We start from the raw sequence: 19,013 nt of genomic DNA, 5'->3' as shown, positions 1-19,013 counted from the left end.
CCCAGGTTACCAATCGACAAGGCATCTCCACATGCAGGATCAGTATTTCTGCTTATGCGGAATCCCTCCCCGCAGTTCACCCCGATATGGAAACCGGTAATGGTTGAGTCCTCAACGAGGATATTTGCCTTCCGGGGTGCTGCGGGTATAGTCTGGAAGCATGACCGAAATAATAACGATGGTTTTCGCCGAAATTTTCTGTAACGGTTACGGAGGCGATTATGAACGGTAGGGAGTTGCTTCAAAAGATCGATTTGCTCATTGAGCACGGTAACATGGCTTGGGAGAACCCGGGCAAAGATGCAACCCAGGACATTGCCCTGTTTTGCGATGCTGTTAAAGATCTGGTTCTGGAAATCCATGGCGCCGATCACCCGTATATCAAAAAACATGCTGCCGCAGCCAAGGATATGAAGCACGATCTTGGCGATGGGATGATACTTCTGCAATCTATTCGAAAAGAGGTCGAGAAGTCTTCACAATTGTCTGGAGGCCTATGAAAGCCACCGATAATACAACCACCGGCCCGGGCTGGAATTTTGATAACAGCTATGCCCGCCTGCCGGATTATCTGTACACCCGTCTCGACCCCACCCCGGTGCGTGCGCCACAGATGGCGATCTTCAACAGCTCGCTGTCCGACGCCCTGGGTTTGGCCACCAACACCCTGGCGGGAGACGAGGGCGTCGCTATCTTCTCGGGTAACCGCATCCCCGAGGGTGCGCAACCGATCTGCCAGGCTTATGCAGGGCATCAGTTCGGATATTTCACCATGCTCGGCGATGGCCGCGCCCACTTGCTGGGCGAGCACATCACGCCCACGGGGCAACGCTTCGACATCCAGCTCAAAGGCTCCGGCCGGACGCCATTTTCCCGCAGCGGCGACGGACGAGCGGTGCTGGGACCGATGCTGCGGGAATACATCATCAGCGAAGCGATGCATGCCCTTGGCATCTCGACCACCCGCAGCCTTGCGGTGGTCACCACCGGCGAACCGGTATACCGTGAAACCCCGCTACCCGGCGCGATCCTCACACGGGTGGCGGCCAGCCACATCCGCGTCGGCACCTTCGAATACCTCGCGGCGCAGGGGAACCGGGACGGTATTCGTACTCTGGCCGAGTATACCATCCACCGCCACTTCCCGGAGTTGCTGCAAGCCGACAACCCTTTTTTGGCTCTCTTGCAGACGGTACTGGAAAAACAGGTGGAACTCGTCGTCCGTTGGCTGCATGTCGGCTTTATCCATGGCGTGATGAACACCGACAATATGGCCCTGTGTGGTGAAAGCATCGATTACGGCCCTTGCGCGTTCATGGACAGTTACGACCCCGACACCGTATTCAGCTCCATCGACCAGGATGGTCGCTATGCCTTCGCCAGGCAGCCTGCCATGGCCCAGTGGAACGTGACCCGTTTCGCCGAAACCCTGCTGCCGGTACTGCACGACGAAGGGGAAAAAGCCGTTGAATTGGCCAACCGGAGCCTGGCTACGTTTCCCGATATATTCCAGCGCTTGAGGATGGACGGCATGCGGGCCAAGCTCGGCCTCTTCACCAAAGAAGACGCCGACATGTCTTTGATGCAGGATCTGTTGACATGCATGCAGCAGAATCAAGCGGACTACACCAACACCCTGCGAGACCTGGCGCTGGAAACCCTGCCCGACACACCATTCTTCCGCGAACCAAGCTTCACCGCATGGCACCAGCGCTGGCAGACCCGCCTGACCCGGCAGGAGGAACCCGTGGAAGCCTCCCGCGCGCTCATGCGTGCACACAACCCGGCTTTTATCCCGCGTAACCATAGGGTCGAAGAAGCCCTGGCCGCCGCGCAAGAGCGACACGATTTCACCGTGCTGGAAAAGCTGCTCGAGGTCTTGTCCCGGCCCTACGATGATCAGCCCGAACATGCCGAGTACCGCCAACCGCCGCCGCCATCAGAGAAACCCTATCAAACCTTCTGTGGAACCTGATGCAGCTTAATAGCAAACGGCCCTTCCCGTTTGGGAAGGGCCGTATTTTTTTGTCAGAATAGATTTGCTGCCCCCATCGCACCCGGTCAAGACTTGACCGGTCCCAGTTTTACCTGCCTATGACGAGCGGCCTGACTTCATCGAATTTTTCCAAGATTGATCTGTCTAAATTCTGGGTGTGGCTCAATTGCCACATGGTAACGGATCGATCATACCCCGTTCGGCAAGAACATGCCCAGGGCTCCAAAGGACAAAATTCGATAACAGGACCAGACAAAAAGCGGTTTTCTTTTGCATCATCTCTCCCGAGATGAAAGACATCGCAAGATCAGTATTTTTGTTTATGCGGAATCACGCCCCGCACCCCGCCACGCGGATCATCGACATCACCGTCCCGCCGGGGAATGAGGTGAATGTGAACATGGAAAATCGTCTGGCCGGCGCTGGCGCCGCAGTTCACGCCGATATTGAAGCCGGTAATGGTCGGATCATCGATGAGGAGCTTTTCTCGCATACAAAGGATCAGCTTTTCGGCATCTTGCCGTTCCTCTTCCGTCAGAGAGAACCAGTCGGAGATATGACGTTTGGGCAGGATGAGCAGATGGCCATCGGTTACTGGATAGATGTCGGACACGGCAAACACGCTGCCGTGTTCGGCCACGATGCGGGATCTAATATTCGGGTTGCAGAATGGGCACACTTTGGTGGTCATGATCTGAGTCGAAACCTTTTACGGTGATGGACCAAGGATTCCAGAGCCGGCCACAGATCACGTTCCGGCGGTCCGATGATCGGCCGGTCGGCAAGGTTAAGCAGAAAACCCGGCACATTCGTGTTTCGAACCAGCAAAGGCGAGGTGATCACGGTGTAGTCATTGCGCACCCCAAGCATGCCCTCATCGAAGGTCCAATGACACAGGCGACAAAGCGCCATACCATTGGAAATGTCATCGTTATGGCTCTCGCTCCAGGGCACGATATGAGCAGCATCGACCACGGTATGCCCATCCGGGGTAAGCATGCGGATGCCACACAGGGCACAGCGATGGCCATAGGCATTGACAATGGCCCGACGGAAACCCTGATCGCGCACCGCCGGTTTGTATTTCTCTTCTTTATCTCCGATCTTTCCATGCGCCTTCTCGTACAAGCGCAAACTATAGTCGAAAGCTTCGGCGTTCACCGCTCCCTGCTCGATCAGAGCCGGATGAACATCTTCACTGAAGTGGGCGGTGATGAGCGCTGCGCGCAGCATTTCACGGTTGTTCTCGTTCTGCAAAAGAGCAAACAGTTCATCGTCCAGCCTCGCTCCCAGAGCGATGTCACGCAGTTGGCCGACAGTGCTGATGGACTTTGTCGACGCCAGCACCTGCTCTTTTTCCGGTACCGGCACCAGATGCCAAAAACCTTCGCTTCTCAGAAAGAAGAAAGGAAACGCAACAGAGCTTTTCTGACCCGGAAGAACGATGCGAGACCAGTAAAGGGTGAAAAGATCGCTGAGATCAGGAGTAAGTTCGATGAAATTGGTTTGGATATGACCTTGGGCGAAAAGGTCGAGGAGAGCCAGAAGCAGCAAGGGTTTGTGCGGAGCTTTCTTTTTCGTTGCCGGTGTCCAAACGCGGCCCGGTGCGCGGTTGAGGTGGGTGAAGGATTTCTGGTATTTTTCGGTAATGGGCAAATTAGCCTCTGCACTGATTGGATGACGGTACATGGCAAAGCAGGAACAACCTCGAAATCTGCCAGAGATGTCATTCTCTGGCATCTGAAATTCGCGAATAATAGCGAAGGTCAAAAACAGGTTCGGAAATGGGGCACCTGCCGCGGACCACTTCATCCTAATGAGTAAAGTGACCCAAGACCTACTCCCATTCCTTATTACAAAATTTTTCTATCTTTGCTATTTACATCGATATGACGAGATGTTGACATCTCTATTTTTAATGATTGACAGAGTTTTTGTCTCACTCGAAAGTCTGTATGAAACATATGTAAATGATATAGCACAAGCGTCTGCAACATTGTAAAAGCGAATGGATTATTAGACAATGTTTTGGACAAGTTTGATAATTTTTCCGCATTGACAAATCCAGGAGTTGAAAGATCAACAGCCGCCTCTAACAATCTATATGCAATTGTTTTACTGCTCTTTACAGCTTGCCCTATCTCTTCTTTCAAATCATCTGAGCAAACATATATGGCTGTTTGATGTATTAGGCTTGTACTAACTAGCCCAAGAATACGAAAACATATTTTTTTTGCGATAATTCTCTTTTTATCTTTATCAAGATTCTTCCCCTTAAAATCAATAAAAGACTCTATCTCTTTAACTAGAGGACCGGGATCATTAAGCATATCTTTATACAAAGATCCCTGCATCCTCAAAGGCCCATCAAAAACTTCCTTTATTAACTCTATTTTCCTATCACGCTTAATTGACCCATAGTAATTCTTAAGAATCTGACCTAGAATTTCTGCAGTTTTTGTAAGTCTTTTATATCTATTAACAATTTCAACAACATCATCGACGTCATCCGCCTCACTTTCTTTCCCACCATCTATATCTTCCTCATCATTTTCTTCATCATGTAATTCAATTTCATCAACCAACCCTCTTGATTTCTTTTGGTTCTGATCAACATCGGTGTCTTCCATTATTAATTCAGATACTGAATCAACCAGATTATTTATTGAATCAATATCTTTACCATATTCAATTGGAATAGCATCTTTAAGGTTTTCGACAAGAGACTTTTCTACAAGATCAATGACCAATGGACTATTTTGATGGTGTGTTAAAAATAAAACAAAATTGGCATTTTTTCTTATATGGAGATTTGCAATACATTCTTCAACAAATTCTCGTACTTTTAATTGATCAATATTTTCAGATAGATACTTACCTACAAAGTAATAATAGACATATGGATATGAAAACTTGTACAAATTTCCGTGTTTTTTTAGAATAAATGCATCACATAGCAATTCAATTCTATACTTGAAATCAACGGTAGTGAATTCATCAGAAAACTGCCTATTAAATTCGATTAGTTTTTCTTCTGTCAAATAAGAGGATTTCTCACAATGAAAAAACCAAGACAAATTTGTTAAGTAAAAGAACAACTCATGTAATTGCTCTGGCTTAACACCTGTTTCACTTAAATTTTTCGTAAATAAATATTGATAATAGTATGCAAAGCTACTATTTTTAAGCTCTGCATCAGGTGACCCGTTACAACTTTGAAGTAATATCAATAAGTATATTGGTTTACGAGGAACCAGATTTTTACCAATTACTGAATTTAATACACGCTCAATATCGTGTAGCTTTTGATCTAGGTCTTTTTTGGTATTAACTCCAGATGAAATGCACCACTTCCTAATCAACTCATATCTTAACTTATGACCGAAAGGTCTAATCTCAAAAATACTGTATTTCTCCAAAATGGATTTTATATTTGAATCGATCAACTCATTTATTTCAAAATCTTTCTCGGCAGTAAGTATTACTGAGTCAAAATTATTTTCTAAATAAGAGATCAAACTATATTGAGCCTTCCCACCTCCCTTGAGAAAGTCCAAATCGTCCAGCATTGCAACCTTTTTCCTTTTTGAAATCCTTTCATATTCTTCTGGGTTGCAATATTGACTTTTTGCAGCTAGCAGAATATCCTTACGAAGTGATTTCTCAGATACGCTAGATAAATCTTTAGCTCTTAGATATAAGGGGGCATAACCTTGGGAATGCAGGTAACTGAATCCTCTTAAAATCAACACCGTCTTTCCGGCCTTCTCTTCTCCTAGAAACAACACTCTCTTATAATTATCTAGATCTCCAAATACAGTTTCTGCATTAAATATCCTTGCTTTCCTAGAAGCCCTTATTCGTTCTTCCAGTTCAGGGAACACAAAAATACTCTCTAAATTAACTTTCTCCTTATCTGGCCTTGAAAAGAGTGCTCCAGGATCTTTTAACGTTGTTTTAAACTCCTCTGTCAAATCTAAATGTTGAAATTCTTTTCCACTTAAATCTAACTTCATCTCAGATTTATTCTCTAGCTCCAACTTGGTGAACCCATCAATTGCATATCTTTCTTCTACAACTTCTTGCTTACCAAGATCTATACTTATTACAGACCAACGATTTTTATCTTTTTCATGTGGATTTAACGCACCTGCTTCAAAAAACAAACTTTTACCTACAAATTTCTCATCAATCAAACCAGAACTTACACAATGTTCATGGCCAGATAATATAATATCTGATTTTGCTCTCAATAGATTTTTCAGTGGATGATATGTAGATTGTGAGTACCAATTTAAAGGATGATGCAACAATAGAATCCTAAGACTTGACTCCTCTTCAAGGTGCTTACTAACAAATTTCTGTGGATAGATTAGAGAGCCCTGCTTTTCCGCTATGCTTGACATCCAGGAAGCATTAACGGATGTCACTCTTACTTCTCTATCTCCTATGGTGTATTTATATTCACAAAAAAGATTATGTTTTTCCAAGGGAGTGGATTCTGTTATTATTTCTTGAAATTCAAAAAAATTACTTTGAACTTTTGTACATTCTTGTATAACTGCGATATTTTCAGCATGGCTCTCGTCTTTGTTGATTTTTTCTATAACTGATTCTCTTACTATGTCATCCTTATCTAGTTTGCAGTCATGGTTTCCTGGCGAAACTATTATATCAACATTAATATTTTTTTCACTTTTTACAATAGATTTAATCTTTTCAAAAAAGTTTAATGCTAAATTATATTGATCTCCTTCTCCACTATAGGCTATATCACCTGTTATTAAAATTAGAACGAGACTACTATCTCTTATTTGAACAAAAAAGGATGATGCAATAAGTTCCGCTTTATTTAAAATATCTTCCTTTTTATCTCTGAGGTGAATATCACTTAGGTGTAGAATGGCTATTTTCATTTTTCTTTTTTTCCTATCCTAATAATTTAAATCTTTTGCTGACAAAATAGAAGTTACATCCTAATAGTTTTCATACCCTATACGAATTCATCGCGGATAAGTCTTACATTGCCACATACTCTGCGTTTTAATGAATTCATAATGCATCCTTTTGCATCGAGGTGCCTCCTGAGTACTGCCACAGTCCCTGGTAGTAATTGGATTTAGTGAAAAACATATGCAACTCAACAGAGTATCAGGTGGTGAGTCATTCCACTCTGAACTGAAAGGTACTTGGCCTTTCAATTCTTCGCTCAATTTTCAACACGACAACACGCCCAATATACGTGAAGTCAGAGTGATGTCTTTCACGGTGGAAGACATGTATCTCATCACCATTATCGTGAGAATTTTCCATTCGATCTTCAGCGAAGTGATCCCTTGGACCTTCCCACTGAAGAATTTTCCCAGTCAGTCGATCATCGTATTGTTCCTGAAATGTCTGCTGGTATTCGGTTACGAAGAGGATAATAAAATTGCTATCCCTTGGGGTCACCACACCGCGGGCAAGCGCTTGATAGCCCCTATATCCCCATAGATCAGCTAGTTGTGGACGGGAGTACTTTTGTCCAATACGGATGCCCTGAAACGTGACTGGCATAATACCCTTCCTCTGTTTTCAATAAATGCATACCCGGCGGCGCCGCCCCTCCCCCGTTGGTGAGATCAGATCTTGAATTACCAAACTTTGTATTGGAAGACATGTTCTGTAAGGTAGGGGTCTCATCTACATTTTCCAATCCACCTCTTAAACACAAAAAAAACCGCTCACGCCTCATAGGCGCAGAGCGGTCCTTACTCACTATATGCTCACACGTTGACCATCATTCCATCCCCCAAACAACAAAGACAAAATGTAACAAACGTTCATAAACAAATCATAAATTAGCCCCACGTAACCTTCTCGTCAAGAATTCTAATTATTTAAACATCGTCACTGATTTAAACATCGTCACTTGTCCTTTGTCCTTGGTCATTTGTAGGAAAACCAGTGATTCGTGACTGGTGATTAGTGATTAGTCTCCTCGTGTCGAGAGCAGACGTTTCCCCAACCTCCGGTACAGGTGATTCGCAGCTCCGCTATCCCGCAAATTCCAGTAAGCTGGCTATAGACGGAACCGGGGAAATAAGGATTGTTACTTTTAAACCGAAAACTGCAACACCGCGGGGTGGCGCCCCCGCCCGGCGCCTTACTCTTTTTGCTTGCCCAAACAGAGTAAGCAGAAAAAGGGCACCCCGCTCCTGGCCCACCTGCGGCGGGTTCCCTTCACTGCGCAACCGACGGGCGGGCGGACAAGATTCGCTGCGCTCAGTCGTCCGCCTGTTTCGCCCGACGATTGCTTCGTTCCGGCGGCGTCACAAGGGGAATAAAGGCAAAGCGAAACAGCCTATTTTATCGGCATTTCTCACCTCGTCTGTTTCTGCAGATTCGCCTTCTTATTTTACGATTTCAAGGAGTTCAACTTCAAAAACAAGCGTGGCATTAGGGCCGATCTTCTGTCCGGCGCCCCTCGCACCATAAGCAAGCTCGCTGGGAATGAACAGTTTCCATTTGCTCCCTGTAGGCATCATCTGCAATGCCTCGGACCAGCCTTTAATCACGCCGCCAACTCTGAACTCTGCAGGTTTTCCACGGGTGTAGGAGCTGTCAAATTCAGTTCCATCCAGCAATTTACCGACATAATGGACTTTGACCGTATCCGTAGCCACCGGCACCGGCCCATCGCCTTTTGTCAAAACTTGATACTGGAGACCGGATTTGGTCACCACGACACCCTCTTTTTCACTATTTTCAACGAGAAACTGTGCCCCTTCTTTGAGGTTTTTTTCTGCCTCAGAAGCCTTTTTTAATTCCAAATTCTTTTTGAGTTTTGTAATGGCTTCCACTTGCACAGCTTTTATCTCATCAGCTGTCAATAACAGTTCGCTGTCATTCATCCCATCGGTAAAACCCTTAAAAAATGCCTCTTCATCAAAATTGACTTCGTTCTCCTTGAATGTCTTATAGGATTTGCCCACGTCGGCGCCTAAAACATAGCCAAGTTTTTCTTCGGGGGTTTTAAGTTCTTTTTTGCAGGCTGTGAGCGAGATCGAGATGAGCATCATAAGCATCACTGAGAAACACTTTTTCATCGTAAGCTCCTTGAGAGAAAAAAAGAGAGAGCCGAACTTGTATGCAATCGCAACAACCGGAGGCTCGTCATAGTAAAGCTAGCTAAGGATCTGAATGTTGCGGCACTTCGGAAACGCCGAACACGCCCAAAAATATTTGCCGGCATGCGGCCCTTTTTTGGCTTGTCGTTTGACCATCGGAGAATTACATACCGTACAGAACGGAACGACCTGGCCAGATACCGGATCAGGCGGTATTTCGGCAAACAAGACTTCTGTAGTCATGTCCTCATCCGGAGCTACCGACCTTTCCAGCGGTGGGTTATTTTCTGAAACGACACCCGCCGATTTCACAGTTTCAACCTCCGCACGCCGAGAAAAGACCTGCTCCAACTTTACCGTAATTTCCTGCACCGAGTACCCCTTGCGCGCAGCAAAATGCACGATAGGAATACCTGCCGTGCTGAGCGCATTGTCAACAAACACGTCCCGTTCACTGCGATCCTTACGCCGATGGGAAACATCGTCCAACTCTACCACGCCAGTTACATCCAGGGTATCCGGATGACAAAGCACAAAGTCGACATGTTTCTGGTGAATGCGATTCCAGGCGCCGGTGCGCTGACTGCGTGACAAACCTTTTGCCGGTTGGATCAAATCCCCCAGGCGGACTTTGCCCATAATACGGAAATGCCCGGCAACCGCCTGTTCCAGAACGCCAAGGAAGGAGCGCTCCGCGGCACTGAATAATGCCCGCCGGGGTTCATAGGACACTCTGTTGGATGAACTCTCAGGCTGCGGCTTTAAGCGTGCAGCGATAAGTCCCAGGCTCACGAATATAATCAATAAAATCAGTAGATAGTCCATATCTTCCCCAAAGATAAAAACCGCCCACACCTTACAGGCACAAAGCGGTTCGTTATCGCTATTTGCTCACACGTTGACCAGTCACTCCATCCCCTAACAAAGACAAAGTGTAACAAACATTTTTAAATAATCTTCAAACTAGATTTGCACAACCTTTTCGTCAAGAAATCTAATTATTTAAACATCGTCACTTGTCCTTTGTCCTTGGTCATTTGTAGGGAAACCAGTGATTACTGACTGGTGATTAGTCTCCTCGTGTCGGGGGCAGAAGTTTTCCCAACCTCGACTACCGGTGATTTGCAGCCCCGCTATCCCGCAAATTCCAGTAAGCTGGCTGCCAGCCGGGTCCGGCAAAGTAAGGATTGTTGCTTTTAAACCGAAAACTGCAACACCGCGGGGTGGCGCCCCCGCCCGGCGCCTTACTCTCTTTTCACACCAAAAGAAAGTAAGCAGAGAAAGGTGCCCCGCTCCTGGCCCGCCTGCGGCGGGTTCCCTCCTCTGCGCAACCGACGGGCGGGCGAACGGGATTCGCTGCGCTCAGTCGTCCGCCTGTTTCGCCCGACAATTGCTCCGCTCCGGCGGCGTCACAGGGGGAGTAACGGCAAAGCCAGACGCAAAAGCCATTTGCCAAATACTGCGACACCGGTGTCTGCGCAGCCTCGCAGACCACTGGCGAAATAAGGATTGTCGCATTTATTCCTCAACGTCATTCCTGTAGCGTTACAACGAAAAACAGTTTATCCTACCTTTCTGCTATATAATTCTTTTCCAAAAAGGAGCCAGACCCCATGGTTTATGTCGTCAAGGAGCCCATTCGCCCGGAGGAAATGTACGAAAAACTCACCAAGAACACTGCCGGTTCGGTGCTGCTGCACTATGCGGTGGTCAAGGAAACGCCTTACAATGAGGCCGGAACCAAGGGTGTGGAGTATTGCCGCAACGGCGATATGGAAACCGAGATGGCCGGGATCATCGAGCAATTGAAAAACCGCTGGCAAATTGAGGATGCGCTTTTGATCCGGCGGCTTGGGTGCCTGAAGACGGGGGAGATCATCTCGCTGATTGCGGTGTCGTCACCCAACAGTGCTGATGCTTTTGAAGCATGTCAGTATGGCATCAGTCTGTTGAAGAAGATGACGACTTTCGTCAAGAAGGAGAGATGTGGGGAGTAGGCAAATACGGGGTACTAAGGAGAATAATGGGATCGCCGTTATCAGGCAAAACTCTTAGCACTCTTTACTTCTACTTCTACTTCAACACCGTGGGGTCGCGCCCCCACCCGGCGCCTTACTCTCTTTTTACACCAAAAGGAAGTAAGCAGAGAAAGGTGCCCCGGCTTCTGGCCCGCCTGCGGCGGGTTCCCTGCACTACCCAACCGACGGACGGGTGGACAAGATTCGCTGCGCTCAGTCGTCCGCCTGTTTCGCCCGCCGTCCGCTCCGTTCCGGCGGCGTCACAAGGGGAGTAACGGCAACGCCGCTTGCAATCCAACAGCGACGGTGATCAGCGGTGTTAAAATCTTTGCTTTTGAACCTTCAACCGCAACACCGTGGGGTCGCGCCCCCACCCGGCGCCTTACTCTCTTTTTACACCAAAAGAGAGTAAGCAGAGAAAGGTGCCCCGCTCCTGGCCCGCCTGCGGCGGGTTCCCTGCACTACGCAACCGACGGACGGGTGGACAAGATTCGCTGCGCTCAGTCGTCCACCTGTTTCGCCCGCCGCCCGCTCCGTTCCGGCGGCGTCGCAAGGGGATAATGGTAAAGCCATTAAAAGGCAATTTGGCAGCGCCATCTCGCGACAACTACTTTCTTTTTACACCCATAATGAGTAAGTAGAGAAAGGTGCCCCGCTTCTGGCCCACCTATAGCGGTTCTCTTCACTGCTGAACCGACGGGCGGGCGGACGAGATTCGCTGCGCTCAGTCGTCCGCCTGTTTCGCCCGTCGCCCGCTCCGTTCCGGCGGCGTCACAAGGGGAGTAACGGCACAACGGCGATGCCGCTTGTCGAGCCGGTTGCGCCATTGCCTGCAACAGCTTCCCAGAAATAAGTTCTTATCCAAACCGTAGGCATGGAATATGCGTAACATATTCCAGGCCATGACTTTTCGCCGTAAGTTGCTGAATGGAATGTCTACCGGTTAAGATACTTGGGTAAAATTTGGACATATGCCCCCAAATGTAACGATTTTTTTACTGGCAAGCTTTACCCTTCCCCTTTACCCGGTAAAACCGGGTGCTGAGAATGAGATTCGCTGGCCACTACCTAGCCCGGGCCGCCCAGAACGGCACAAAGAGAACCATGTCTGAACTTGTTTTTTCCCAGATGATATCGGTCAGCCAGTTGCAACAGCTGCTGGAGACCCAGTTTCGGTTGACCGGAGTACCCGGCGCCATTCTCGACAGCGAAGAACGGATGCTTGCATCGGTTGGCTGGCAAGATATTTGTGCGCGCTTTCATCGCTGCCATCCTGTGACCAACGCCCGTTGCCGGGAAAGCGACGCCTATATCAAGGCCCATATTGATAACTGTCCGGCAGGATATGTCGACTACCGCTGCCAAAACGGCCTGTGGGATGTCGCCATGCCGATTTTTATCGAAGGCAGACATCTTGCGACCTTTTTCACCGGCCAGTTTTTTTATGATGACGATCCCCCCGACCGTGAATTTTTCCGCGATCAGGCTGGCCGTTTCGGTTTCGACGAGGAAGAATATCTCGCTGCGCTGGAACGGGTACCGATCCTGAGCCGCAGCCATATCCAGGACGTGATGAAATATCTCCGCTCGCTGGTGGAGATGATTGCCGAGATGGGGCTGAAAAACCTGCGCCTCAATCAGGAAGTGGAGCAACGCGACAAGCTGGAAAGGGAGGCCTTCTTTTTTCGCTATCTGGTGGAAAACAGTCGCGATCCCATTTATGTACTCGATCCAACCGATGGGTATCGCATGTATTATGTCAATGCCGCGACCTGCGCCCATTTCGGTTGGGACGAGAATATTCTTTTGCAGACGCGCGTCCCCGACTGGGATCCTCATTACGACGCCGCCCGTATGTCCGCTCTGTACAAGCAACTGAAACAGGGGAAGCCGGCCCGTTTCGAGACCGTGCACCGGGTCGCTTCCGGGGCACTGATTCCTGTGGAAGTGATGGCCGGCTATCTCGAATACGAGGGGCGGCCGCTCATCGCCGGGAATTTCCATAACATCAGCGAGCGCAGGGCCATGCAGGCCGCTCTCCGGGAGAGAGAACACAACCTGGTCGAAGCCCAGCGTATCGCCCGCGTCGGCAACTGGTCCTGGGATCTTTTCGGGCAGTTGCAGTCGGCCTCGGAGGAATGCTGGCGCATCTTGGGGATCCCGGCCGAGACCTTTGCCGGCAGCGAAGATATGCTGTTTGAGATGATCCGAAAAGAAGATCGCAAACGGCTGCGCAATGCGATCGTAAAACTGGTACGCAATCGGCAGCCCTGCGCTACAGAATACCGCCTGCAACAGGCCTGCGGTGAAGAATTGGTGATTCAGGACCAGAGAGAGCCTGTCTTCGGCGAGAACGGCCGGATGACAGGCATGGTCGGAACCATACAGGACATTACCGACCAAGTCCGGATCGCTGAAGACATGCGGGCAAAGGACCTGCTGCTTCTGCAGCAGAGCCGCATGGCGGCCATGGGCGAAATGATCAGCTACATTGCCCACCAGTGGCGGCAACCGCTGCACCTGCTCAACCTGCTGGTTTACAGCCTGGGGCATCCAGGCAACGGCGGAGGGTCCGACGAGCAGCGGCAGCAGGCGGTGGCACAGGTCGAAAACCTTCTCCAGCACATGTCCTCGACCATCGACGATTTTAGTAATTTTTTCCGCACCGATCAGGGGCCGATGCCCTTCGATCTTAAGGAATCGGCCAGCAAAATCCTCGAACTGATCGCAACGGACCTGAAAAAACATGGGATCGAGATTGTCTTCGATGCAGTCGACGGTCTGCTCGTAACCGGTCACGGCAACGAATTTTCCCATGTGCTGCTCAATCTTCTGAACAATGCCAAGGAAGCACTGATCGACAAGTGCGTTGCCGCTCCGCGCATTCACATTCACGTATTCCAGGACGGGGGCAAGAAGATCATTACCGTCCGGGACAATGCCGGCGGCGTCCCGGAATCGGTTCGAGAGCAGCTGTTTGAATCCTATTTCACCACCAAGGAAAACGGCACCGGCATCGGACTTTATATATCTAAAGTCATCATAGAAAAACGCATGCAGGGTTCCATCGCCGCACGCAATACCGGTGCCGGTCTGGAATTCCGCATCGAGCTGTGACGTCTATCCTGCTCTCCTGGCAAGCATGATATCCCCCTTACTCTCCCTATTTTTATATATCCTGAAATGCGACTTACGACCGTTTCATGCGCTCTCTGACATCTCACCCGATGAATCTTTAAATTCAGGGTTTCCTGAAAACGGATACGGCCCTTTTGTCGGGTCATCGGACTCAACAAGTTGCTAAGCCCCACCCCCGAGCACCCGATAAAGCTTCACAAAATTGTCGAGGCGAGCAAGACGGATGGTAATCAAATTCTGCTGTGCGTCGTAAAGAGAGCGCTGGGAATCCAAAACATTGAGAAAGCTGTCGATCCCTTTTCTGAAGCGTGCTTCAGAAAGGATATAGCTTTCGTCGGTGGCCTCCACCAGTGAACGTTGCGCCAGCAATTGATCATCAATGGTTCCTCGTTGCGCCAGGGCATCGGCAACCTCCCGGAATGCACCCTGGATCGCTCCTTCGTAACGAGCCAGATAGATGTCCCGATCCACCTTCGATGTCTTCAATTGAGCACGAAGTCTTCCGGCATTAAAGATGGGCAACTCGATCCGGGGAGCAAAGGCCCAGGTTCCGGTGGCACCTTCAAAAAGACTCGACAAGGCGTCGCTGGCGAACCCGCCCGAAGCGGTCAGGGTTATTCGGGGAAAAAACGCTGCCCGGGCCGCGCCGATATTGGCGTTCGCTCCCATTAATCGGTGCTCGGCCGCCAGAATATCGGGGCGACGCTGCAACACTTCCGAAGGTACGCCGGCAGGGATGTCTTTCAAATCGGTAACGGCTTCATCCAGGGCAGCGGGGAGAAGGGCTGACGAAAAATCGGTGCCGACAAGAAACCTCAGAGCATTTTCGTCTTCGGCCGTAAGGCTTGTATAACGGGCGATATCGACCAGGGTCGAATCGACACTGGTCTGCGCCTGGCGAACTTCGAGTTTTGTAGCCAACCCGGCCTGAAACCGGGAACGAGTAAGTTCATAGGTCGCCTGATGGCTTTTCAAGGTCTGACGGGCCAGGTCCAGACGTTCTCTGTCCGCGGCCAAAGTCTGGTAAGCTGTTGCGACTTCGGCGATCAACGTAATCTGGGCGCTACGACGGGCCTCTTCGGTGGCAAAATACTCTTCGAGGGTCTGATCCTTAAGGCTGCGCACGCGTCCGAAAAAATCAAACTCATAGGAACTCATGCCAAGCCCGACGCTGTATTCCTCGAAGGTTCCACGCTTTCCTGTGGTGGAAAGGCTTGCAGGCGTTCGGTTCACGCTCCCCTTACCGGCGATGCTCAGCGTCGGGAAAAGATCGGCTCGCTGGATTCGGTACTGGGCGCGGGCTTTCTCGATTTTGAGCGCGGACACACGCAGGTCGCGGTTATTCTCCAAAGCCAGCTCCATCAGTTTTCGCAGTTTTTCATTGGCGAAGAACTCGCGCCAGCCAACCTCGGCTGCGGAACGGGTTTCCGTCCCCTCGGCTGCAGGCTGATAAGCGGACCCTTCCGGCCAGGACACCGGCACAGGTGATGCGGGCCGCGTGTAACGGGGAGCCAGGGTCCCGCAACCGGCCAGAAGAAAGGTTAAAATAGCGGCCAGCAGTTTTATCCGACAGAATCTACATTTCATCTTAATACGTCTCCACGGCGGGTTCTTCCGAAACTGTTGCGGCGATTGTCTCTCGCTCGCGGATAGGAAAGACCTTTCGAACAACGACAAAGAACACCGGCACAAAAAATATCGCCAGCAGGGTGCCGGAGATAATGCCGCCCACCAGACCGGTTCCGATAGAGTTCTGGGCTCCGGAACCGGCCCCTTTGCTCAGAGCCATGGGCAGCACCCCGAAAAAGAACGCGAGGGAGGTCATCAGGATCGGCCGCAGGCGCAGTTGGGCGGCTTCCACCGTTGCCTCCAGCAGCCCCATGCCGAAATGCATCCTCTCCTTGGCGAATTCCACGATCAGGATGGCGTTCTTGGCGGAAAGACCTATGGTCGTCAGAATGGCTATCTGAAAATAGACATCGTTGGAAAAACCGCGGGCCGAGGCCGCCAACAAGGCACCGACAACCCCCAGCGGTACGACGAGCATGACCGATGCGGGGATGGCCCAACTTTCGTAGAGAGCCGCCAGGCAAAGAAACACAACGACCAGAGATGTGGCGTAAAGAAACATGGTCTGGGCACCGGCGGCCCGTTCCTGGAAAGAAAGTCCTGTCCATTCGCAGCCGATCGCCGCAGGCAACTGTGCCGCCATCTTCTCTATCTCTTTCATGGCCGTACCGGAACTCTCGCCGGACGCCGGCTCTCCCAGAATTTCTACGGCGGGCAAACCGTTGTAGCGTTCCAAACGCGGGGATCCATAGATCCAACGGGCCGTCGCGAAGGCGGAAAACGGCACCATATCTCCGGCGGTATTGCGCACATACCATCTGCCGATATCCTCGGGGAGCATCCTGAAATTCGCCGCAGACTGCAGGTAAACCTTCTTCACCCGGCCGTTCTCGATATAATCGTTGACGTAGAGGCTCCCCCAGGCGGTGTTGATAATATCGTTGACATCGCCAAGTTCGACCTTACTGGCTCCGGCCCGGTTATCATCCAGATCGATTTTGAACATGGGCGTATCATCCATGCCGTTAGGGCGCACTTTGGTCAGAGCCGGATTCCCTTGGGACAGGCCCAGGAGCTGATCGCGGGCGGCCATGAGCTTGTCATGACCCAGCCCACCCCGGTCGACCAGCCGAACATCGAAACCGGTGGCATTGCCCAGTTCGGTGGCCGGCGGCGGCAGAAAAGCGAAAGCAATGCCGTCCCTGATGGTGGAAAAGGCTTTTGTAGCCCGGTTGGCCACCGCCTGTGCACGCAGTTCCGGCTTCTTACGCAAAGCCCAATCCTTGAGTTTGACGAAACCGAAGCCCATGTTCTGCCCACGGCCGGCAAAACTGAAACCGGTAACCGTCATAACGGAATCCACCGCCTCTTCCTTGAGAAAATAGTCTTCTATCTGTTTGGCGACCTCCAGAGACCGCTCTTCCACCGCACCAGCCGGCAGCTGATACTGGACGAACATGATGCCTTGGTCCTCATCGGGAAGAAACCCGGTCGGCATCCACCAGAAGAGCCCGCCCATGACAACGACGATAGATAAATAAATCAACATATACCGATTCGGTTTTCCGATCATGCGGCCGACGATTGTGCGATAGCCCCCGGACCCGCGATCAAACCAATGGTTGAACCCTCGGAAAAAGCGAAAAAAAACACTTCTTTCGGACACATCATGTCCCCTGGCCACCGGTTTCAAAAGCGTGGCGCACAGAGCCGGAGTAAAAATCATGGCAACCAGGACCGACAGGAGCATGGCGGTAACGATGGTGATGGAGAATTGGCGATAAATGATGCCGGCCGATCCGCTGAAGAAGAACATCGGGACGAAAACCGCCGACAGCACGATGGCAATCCCCCACAGGGCGCCGGTAATCTCCTTCATCGATTTGATGGTGGCCTCGCGCGGCGACAATCCCTCGGCACTCATGATGCGCTCGACGTTTTCGACCACGACGATGGCGTCGTCCACCAGCAGGCCGATAGCCAGCACCATGGCGAACATGGTCAAGGTGTTGATGGAAAAGCCGGTTGCCGCCAATACGCCGAAGGTGCCGAGCAGAACCACCGGCACGGCCAATGTCGGAATCAGCGTCGCCCGGAAGTTCTGCAGAAAAAGAAACATCACCAGAAAGACCAGGACAATCGCCTCGAGCAGGGTATGGACCACCGTTTTGATGGAAATCTTGGTAAAAGGCGTGGTGTCGTAGGAGTAAACGACTTTTAGGCCCGACGGAAAATATTTCGACAATTCCGCCATTTTGGCTTTGACCTGATCGGCTGTATCAAGAGCGTTGGCACCGGTGGCAAGTTTGATACCCATGGCCGACGCCGGTTTGCCGTTGTAGCGAGAGCGGGAGTCGTAGCGCTCGGCCCCCACCTTGACCTCGGCCACATCCCGCAGATAGACGTTGGAACCGTCGCTGTTGGTGCGCAGAATGATCGACCCGAACTCTTCCGGGGTCTGCATATAGTTGCGCACGGTTATGGTGGCGTTGAGTTGCTGCCCCTGATGGGCCGGCAATCCTCCGAACTCTCCGGCCGAGACTTCCGCGTTCTGGGATTGAATGGCCGAAGCCACATCGGTGGGCGTCAGCCGATAGTTATTCAGTTTGTCCGGATCAAGCCATACGCGCATGGCGTGCTGGGTATCGAACATTTCCAGCTCACCGACGCCCGGCAGCCGCGCGAGCGCGTCCTTGATGTTCGACTCCATGTAGTCTGCGACTTCATAGCGGCCCATGGAGGCGTCTTCCGAAACAAGCCCCATGATCAGCAGATAGTTATTCGTCGACTTGGTGACCGAAATACCTTGTCTTTGCACGACCTGCGGCAGCAGAGGGGTGGCGAGTGACAGCTTGTTCTGCACCTGCACCTGGGCCATGTTCGGGTCGGTGGCATTGCTGAAGGTCAGGGTAATCGTCGCCTGCCCCGTTGAGTCGCTGCTGGAGGTCATGTAGAGAAGGTTGTCGATGCCGGTCATCTTCTGTTCGATGATCTGGGTGACGGCATCCTGCAGGGTCTGCGCGGAGGCCCCCGGATAACGGGCCTGAACCTGGATTTCGGGCATCGCGATAGGCGGGTATTGGGCGATAGGCATGGTGAGAATCGCCAGAGAACCTGCCAGCATAATAAGAATGGCCACCACCCAGGCAAAGATGGGACGATTGATAAAAAACCTTGCCATGA

At 50.6% G+C, this 19,013-nt stretch carries 12 protein-coding genes; 4 read left to right on the top strand and 8 right to left on the bottom strand.

Annotated features, from left to right (window positions below):
- Positions 1-221 precede the first annotated feature (221 nt).
- Entirely contained in the window at positions 222-500 is a 279-nt protein-coding gene (locus PCAR_RS02130; RefSeq protein WP_041531218.1) for a hypothetical protein, read from the top strand.
- Complete coding sequence (locus tag PCAR_RS02125) at positions 497-1,975, top strand: protein adenylyltransferase SelO (protein ID WP_011339970.1); 1,479 nt, start codon at positions 497-499, stop codon at positions 1,973-1,975. Before PCAR_RS02130 ends, PCAR_RS02125 begins: the two co-directional genes overlap by 4 nt.
- Before the next feature lie 328 nt (positions 1,976-2,303).
- Here PCAR_RS02125 and PCAR_RS02120 read toward each other — a convergent pair whose 3' ends face one another.
- The 6 genes from PCAR_RS02120 to PCAR_RS18885 all read right to left on the bottom strand — a co-directional run bounded on the left by PCAR_RS02120 (position 2,304) and on the right by PCAR_RS18885 (position 9,930).
- Positions 2,304-2,687, bottom strand: coding sequence for an HIT family protein (locus PCAR_RS02120; RefSeq protein ID WP_011339969.1), 384 nt, complete (start codon positions 2,685-2,687; stop codon positions 2,304-2,306).
- Positions 2,684-3,652, bottom strand: coding sequence for an HNH endonuclease (locus PCAR_RS02115; protein ID WP_011339968.1), 969 nt, complete (start codon positions 3,650-3,652; stop codon positions 2,684-2,686). Before PCAR_RS02115 ends, PCAR_RS02120 begins: the two co-directional genes overlap by 4 nt.
- 197 nt (positions 3,653-3,849) lie before the next feature.
- On the bottom strand, positions 3,850-6,912 hold the full coding sequence (locus PCAR_RS02110; protein WP_011339967.1) for a metallophosphoesterase family protein: 3,063 nt from the start codon (positions 6,910-6,912) through the stop codon (positions 3,850-3,852).
- Between the two features lie 247 nt (positions 6,913-7,159).
- The gene (locus PCAR_RS02105) at positions 7,160-7,552 is read right to left on the bottom strand and encodes a hypothetical protein (RefSeq protein WP_011339966.1); all 393 of its coding nucleotides are present in this window, start codon (positions 7,550-7,552) and stop codon (positions 7,160-7,162) included.
- 836 nt (positions 7,553-8,388) lie between these two features.
- Positions 8,389-9,084 carry an FKBP-type peptidyl-prolyl cis-trans isomerase gene (locus tag PCAR_RS19110; protein ID WP_011339965.1) on the bottom strand — a complete coding sequence of 232 codons (696 nt, stop codon included), beginning with the start codon at positions 9,082-9,084 and terminating at the stop codon, positions 8,389-8,391.
- Positions 9,085-9,162: 78 nt separating this feature from the next.
- Positions 9,163-9,930: a DUF2726 domain-containing protein gene (locus tag PCAR_RS18885; RefSeq protein WP_011339964.1), complete on the bottom strand. Its 768-nt coding sequence runs from the start codon at positions 9,928-9,930 to the stop codon at positions 9,163-9,165.
- A 788-nt stretch (positions 9,931-10,718) separates the two neighbouring features.
- Between PCAR_RS18885 and PCAR_RS02090 the strand changes: the two genes are divergently transcribed.
- Positions 10,719-11,102 (top strand): molybdenum cofactor biosynthesis protein MoaE, encoded by a 384-nt coding sequence (locus PCAR_RS02090; protein ID WP_011339963.1) that lies wholly within the window; start codon positions 10,719-10,721, stop codon positions 11,100-11,102.
- 1,125 nt (positions 11,103-12,227) lie between these two features.
- Complete coding sequence (locus tag PCAR_RS17585) at positions 12,228-14,240, top strand: PocR ligand-binding domain-containing protein (protein ID WP_052643296.1); 2,013 nt, start codon at positions 12,228-12,230, stop codon at positions 14,238-14,240.
- Positions 14,241-14,423: 183 nt separating this feature from the next.
- On the opposite strand, the gene PCAR_RS02080 is transcribed toward PCAR_RS17585, so the two are convergent.
- Both PCAR_RS02080 and PCAR_RS02075 read right to left on the bottom strand, forming a co-directional pair.
- Positions 14,424-15,848, bottom strand: a complete 1,425-nt coding sequence (locus PCAR_RS02080) for an efflux transporter outer membrane subunit (protein WP_011339961.1) — start codon at positions 15,846-15,848, stop codon at positions 14,424-14,426.
- A gap of 1 nt (position 15,849) precedes the next feature.
- A complete protein-coding gene (locus PCAR_RS02075) occupies positions 15,850-19,011 on the bottom strand; it encodes an efflux RND transporter permease subunit (protein ID WP_011339960.1) in 3,162 nt (1,053 codons plus the stop codon).
- Positions 19,012-19,013: the final 2 nt, after the last annotated feature.

The sequence above is a fragment of the Syntrophotalea carbinolica DSM 2380 genome, from assembly GCF_000012885.1.
Classification (GTDB): domain Bacteria; phylum Desulfobacterota; class Desulfuromonadia; order Desulfuromonadales; family Syntrophotaleaceae; genus Syntrophotalea; species Syntrophotalea carbinolica.
This window is presented reverse-complemented; position numbering and strand designations above follow the sequence as displayed.

Bases quoted from the DNA above. Each gene is read 5' to 3' on its own strand.
- PCAR_RS02130 (WP_041531218.1), top strand. From the start codon at position 222: ATGAACGGTAGGGAGTTGCTTCAAAAGATCGATTTGCTCATTGAGCAC.
- PCAR_RS02125 (WP_011339970.1), top strand. From the start codon at position 497: ATGAAAGCCACCGATAATACAACCACCGGCCCGGGCTGGAATTTTGAT.
- PCAR_RS02120 (WP_011339969.1), bottom strand. From the start codon at position 2,687: ATGACCACCAAAGTGTGCCCATTCTGCAACCCGAATATTAGATCCCGC.
- PCAR_RS02110 (WP_011339967.1), bottom strand. From the start codon at position 6,912: ATGAAAATAGCCATTCTACACCTAAGTGATATTCACCTCAGAGATAAA.
- PCAR_RS02105 (WP_011339966.1), bottom strand. From the start codon at position 7,552: ATGCCAGTCACGTTTCAGGGCATCCGTATTGGACAAAAGTACTCCCGT.
- PCAR_RS19110 (WP_011339965.1), bottom strand. From the start codon at position 9,084: ATGAAAAAGTGTTTCTCAGTGATGCTTATGATGCTCATCTCGATCTCG.
- PCAR_RS18885 (WP_011339964.1), bottom strand. From the start codon at position 9,930: ATGGACTATCTACTGATTTTATTGATTATATTCGTGAGCCTGGGACTT.
- PCAR_RS02090 (WP_011339963.1), top strand. From the start codon at position 10,719: ATGGTTTATGTCGTCAAGGAGCCCATTCGCCCGGAGGAAATGTACGAA.
- PCAR_RS17585 (WP_052643296.1), top strand. From the start codon at position 12,228: ATGTCTGAACTTGTTTTTTCCCAGATGATATCGGTCAGCCAGTTGCAA.
- PCAR_RS02080 (WP_011339961.1), bottom strand. From the start codon at position 15,848: ATGAAATGTAGATTCTGTCGGATAAAACTGCTGGCCGCTATTTTAACC.
- PCAR_RS02075 (WP_011339960.1), bottom strand. From the start codon at position 19,011: ATGGCAAGGTTTTTTATCAATCGTCCCATCTTTGCCTGGGTGGTGGCC.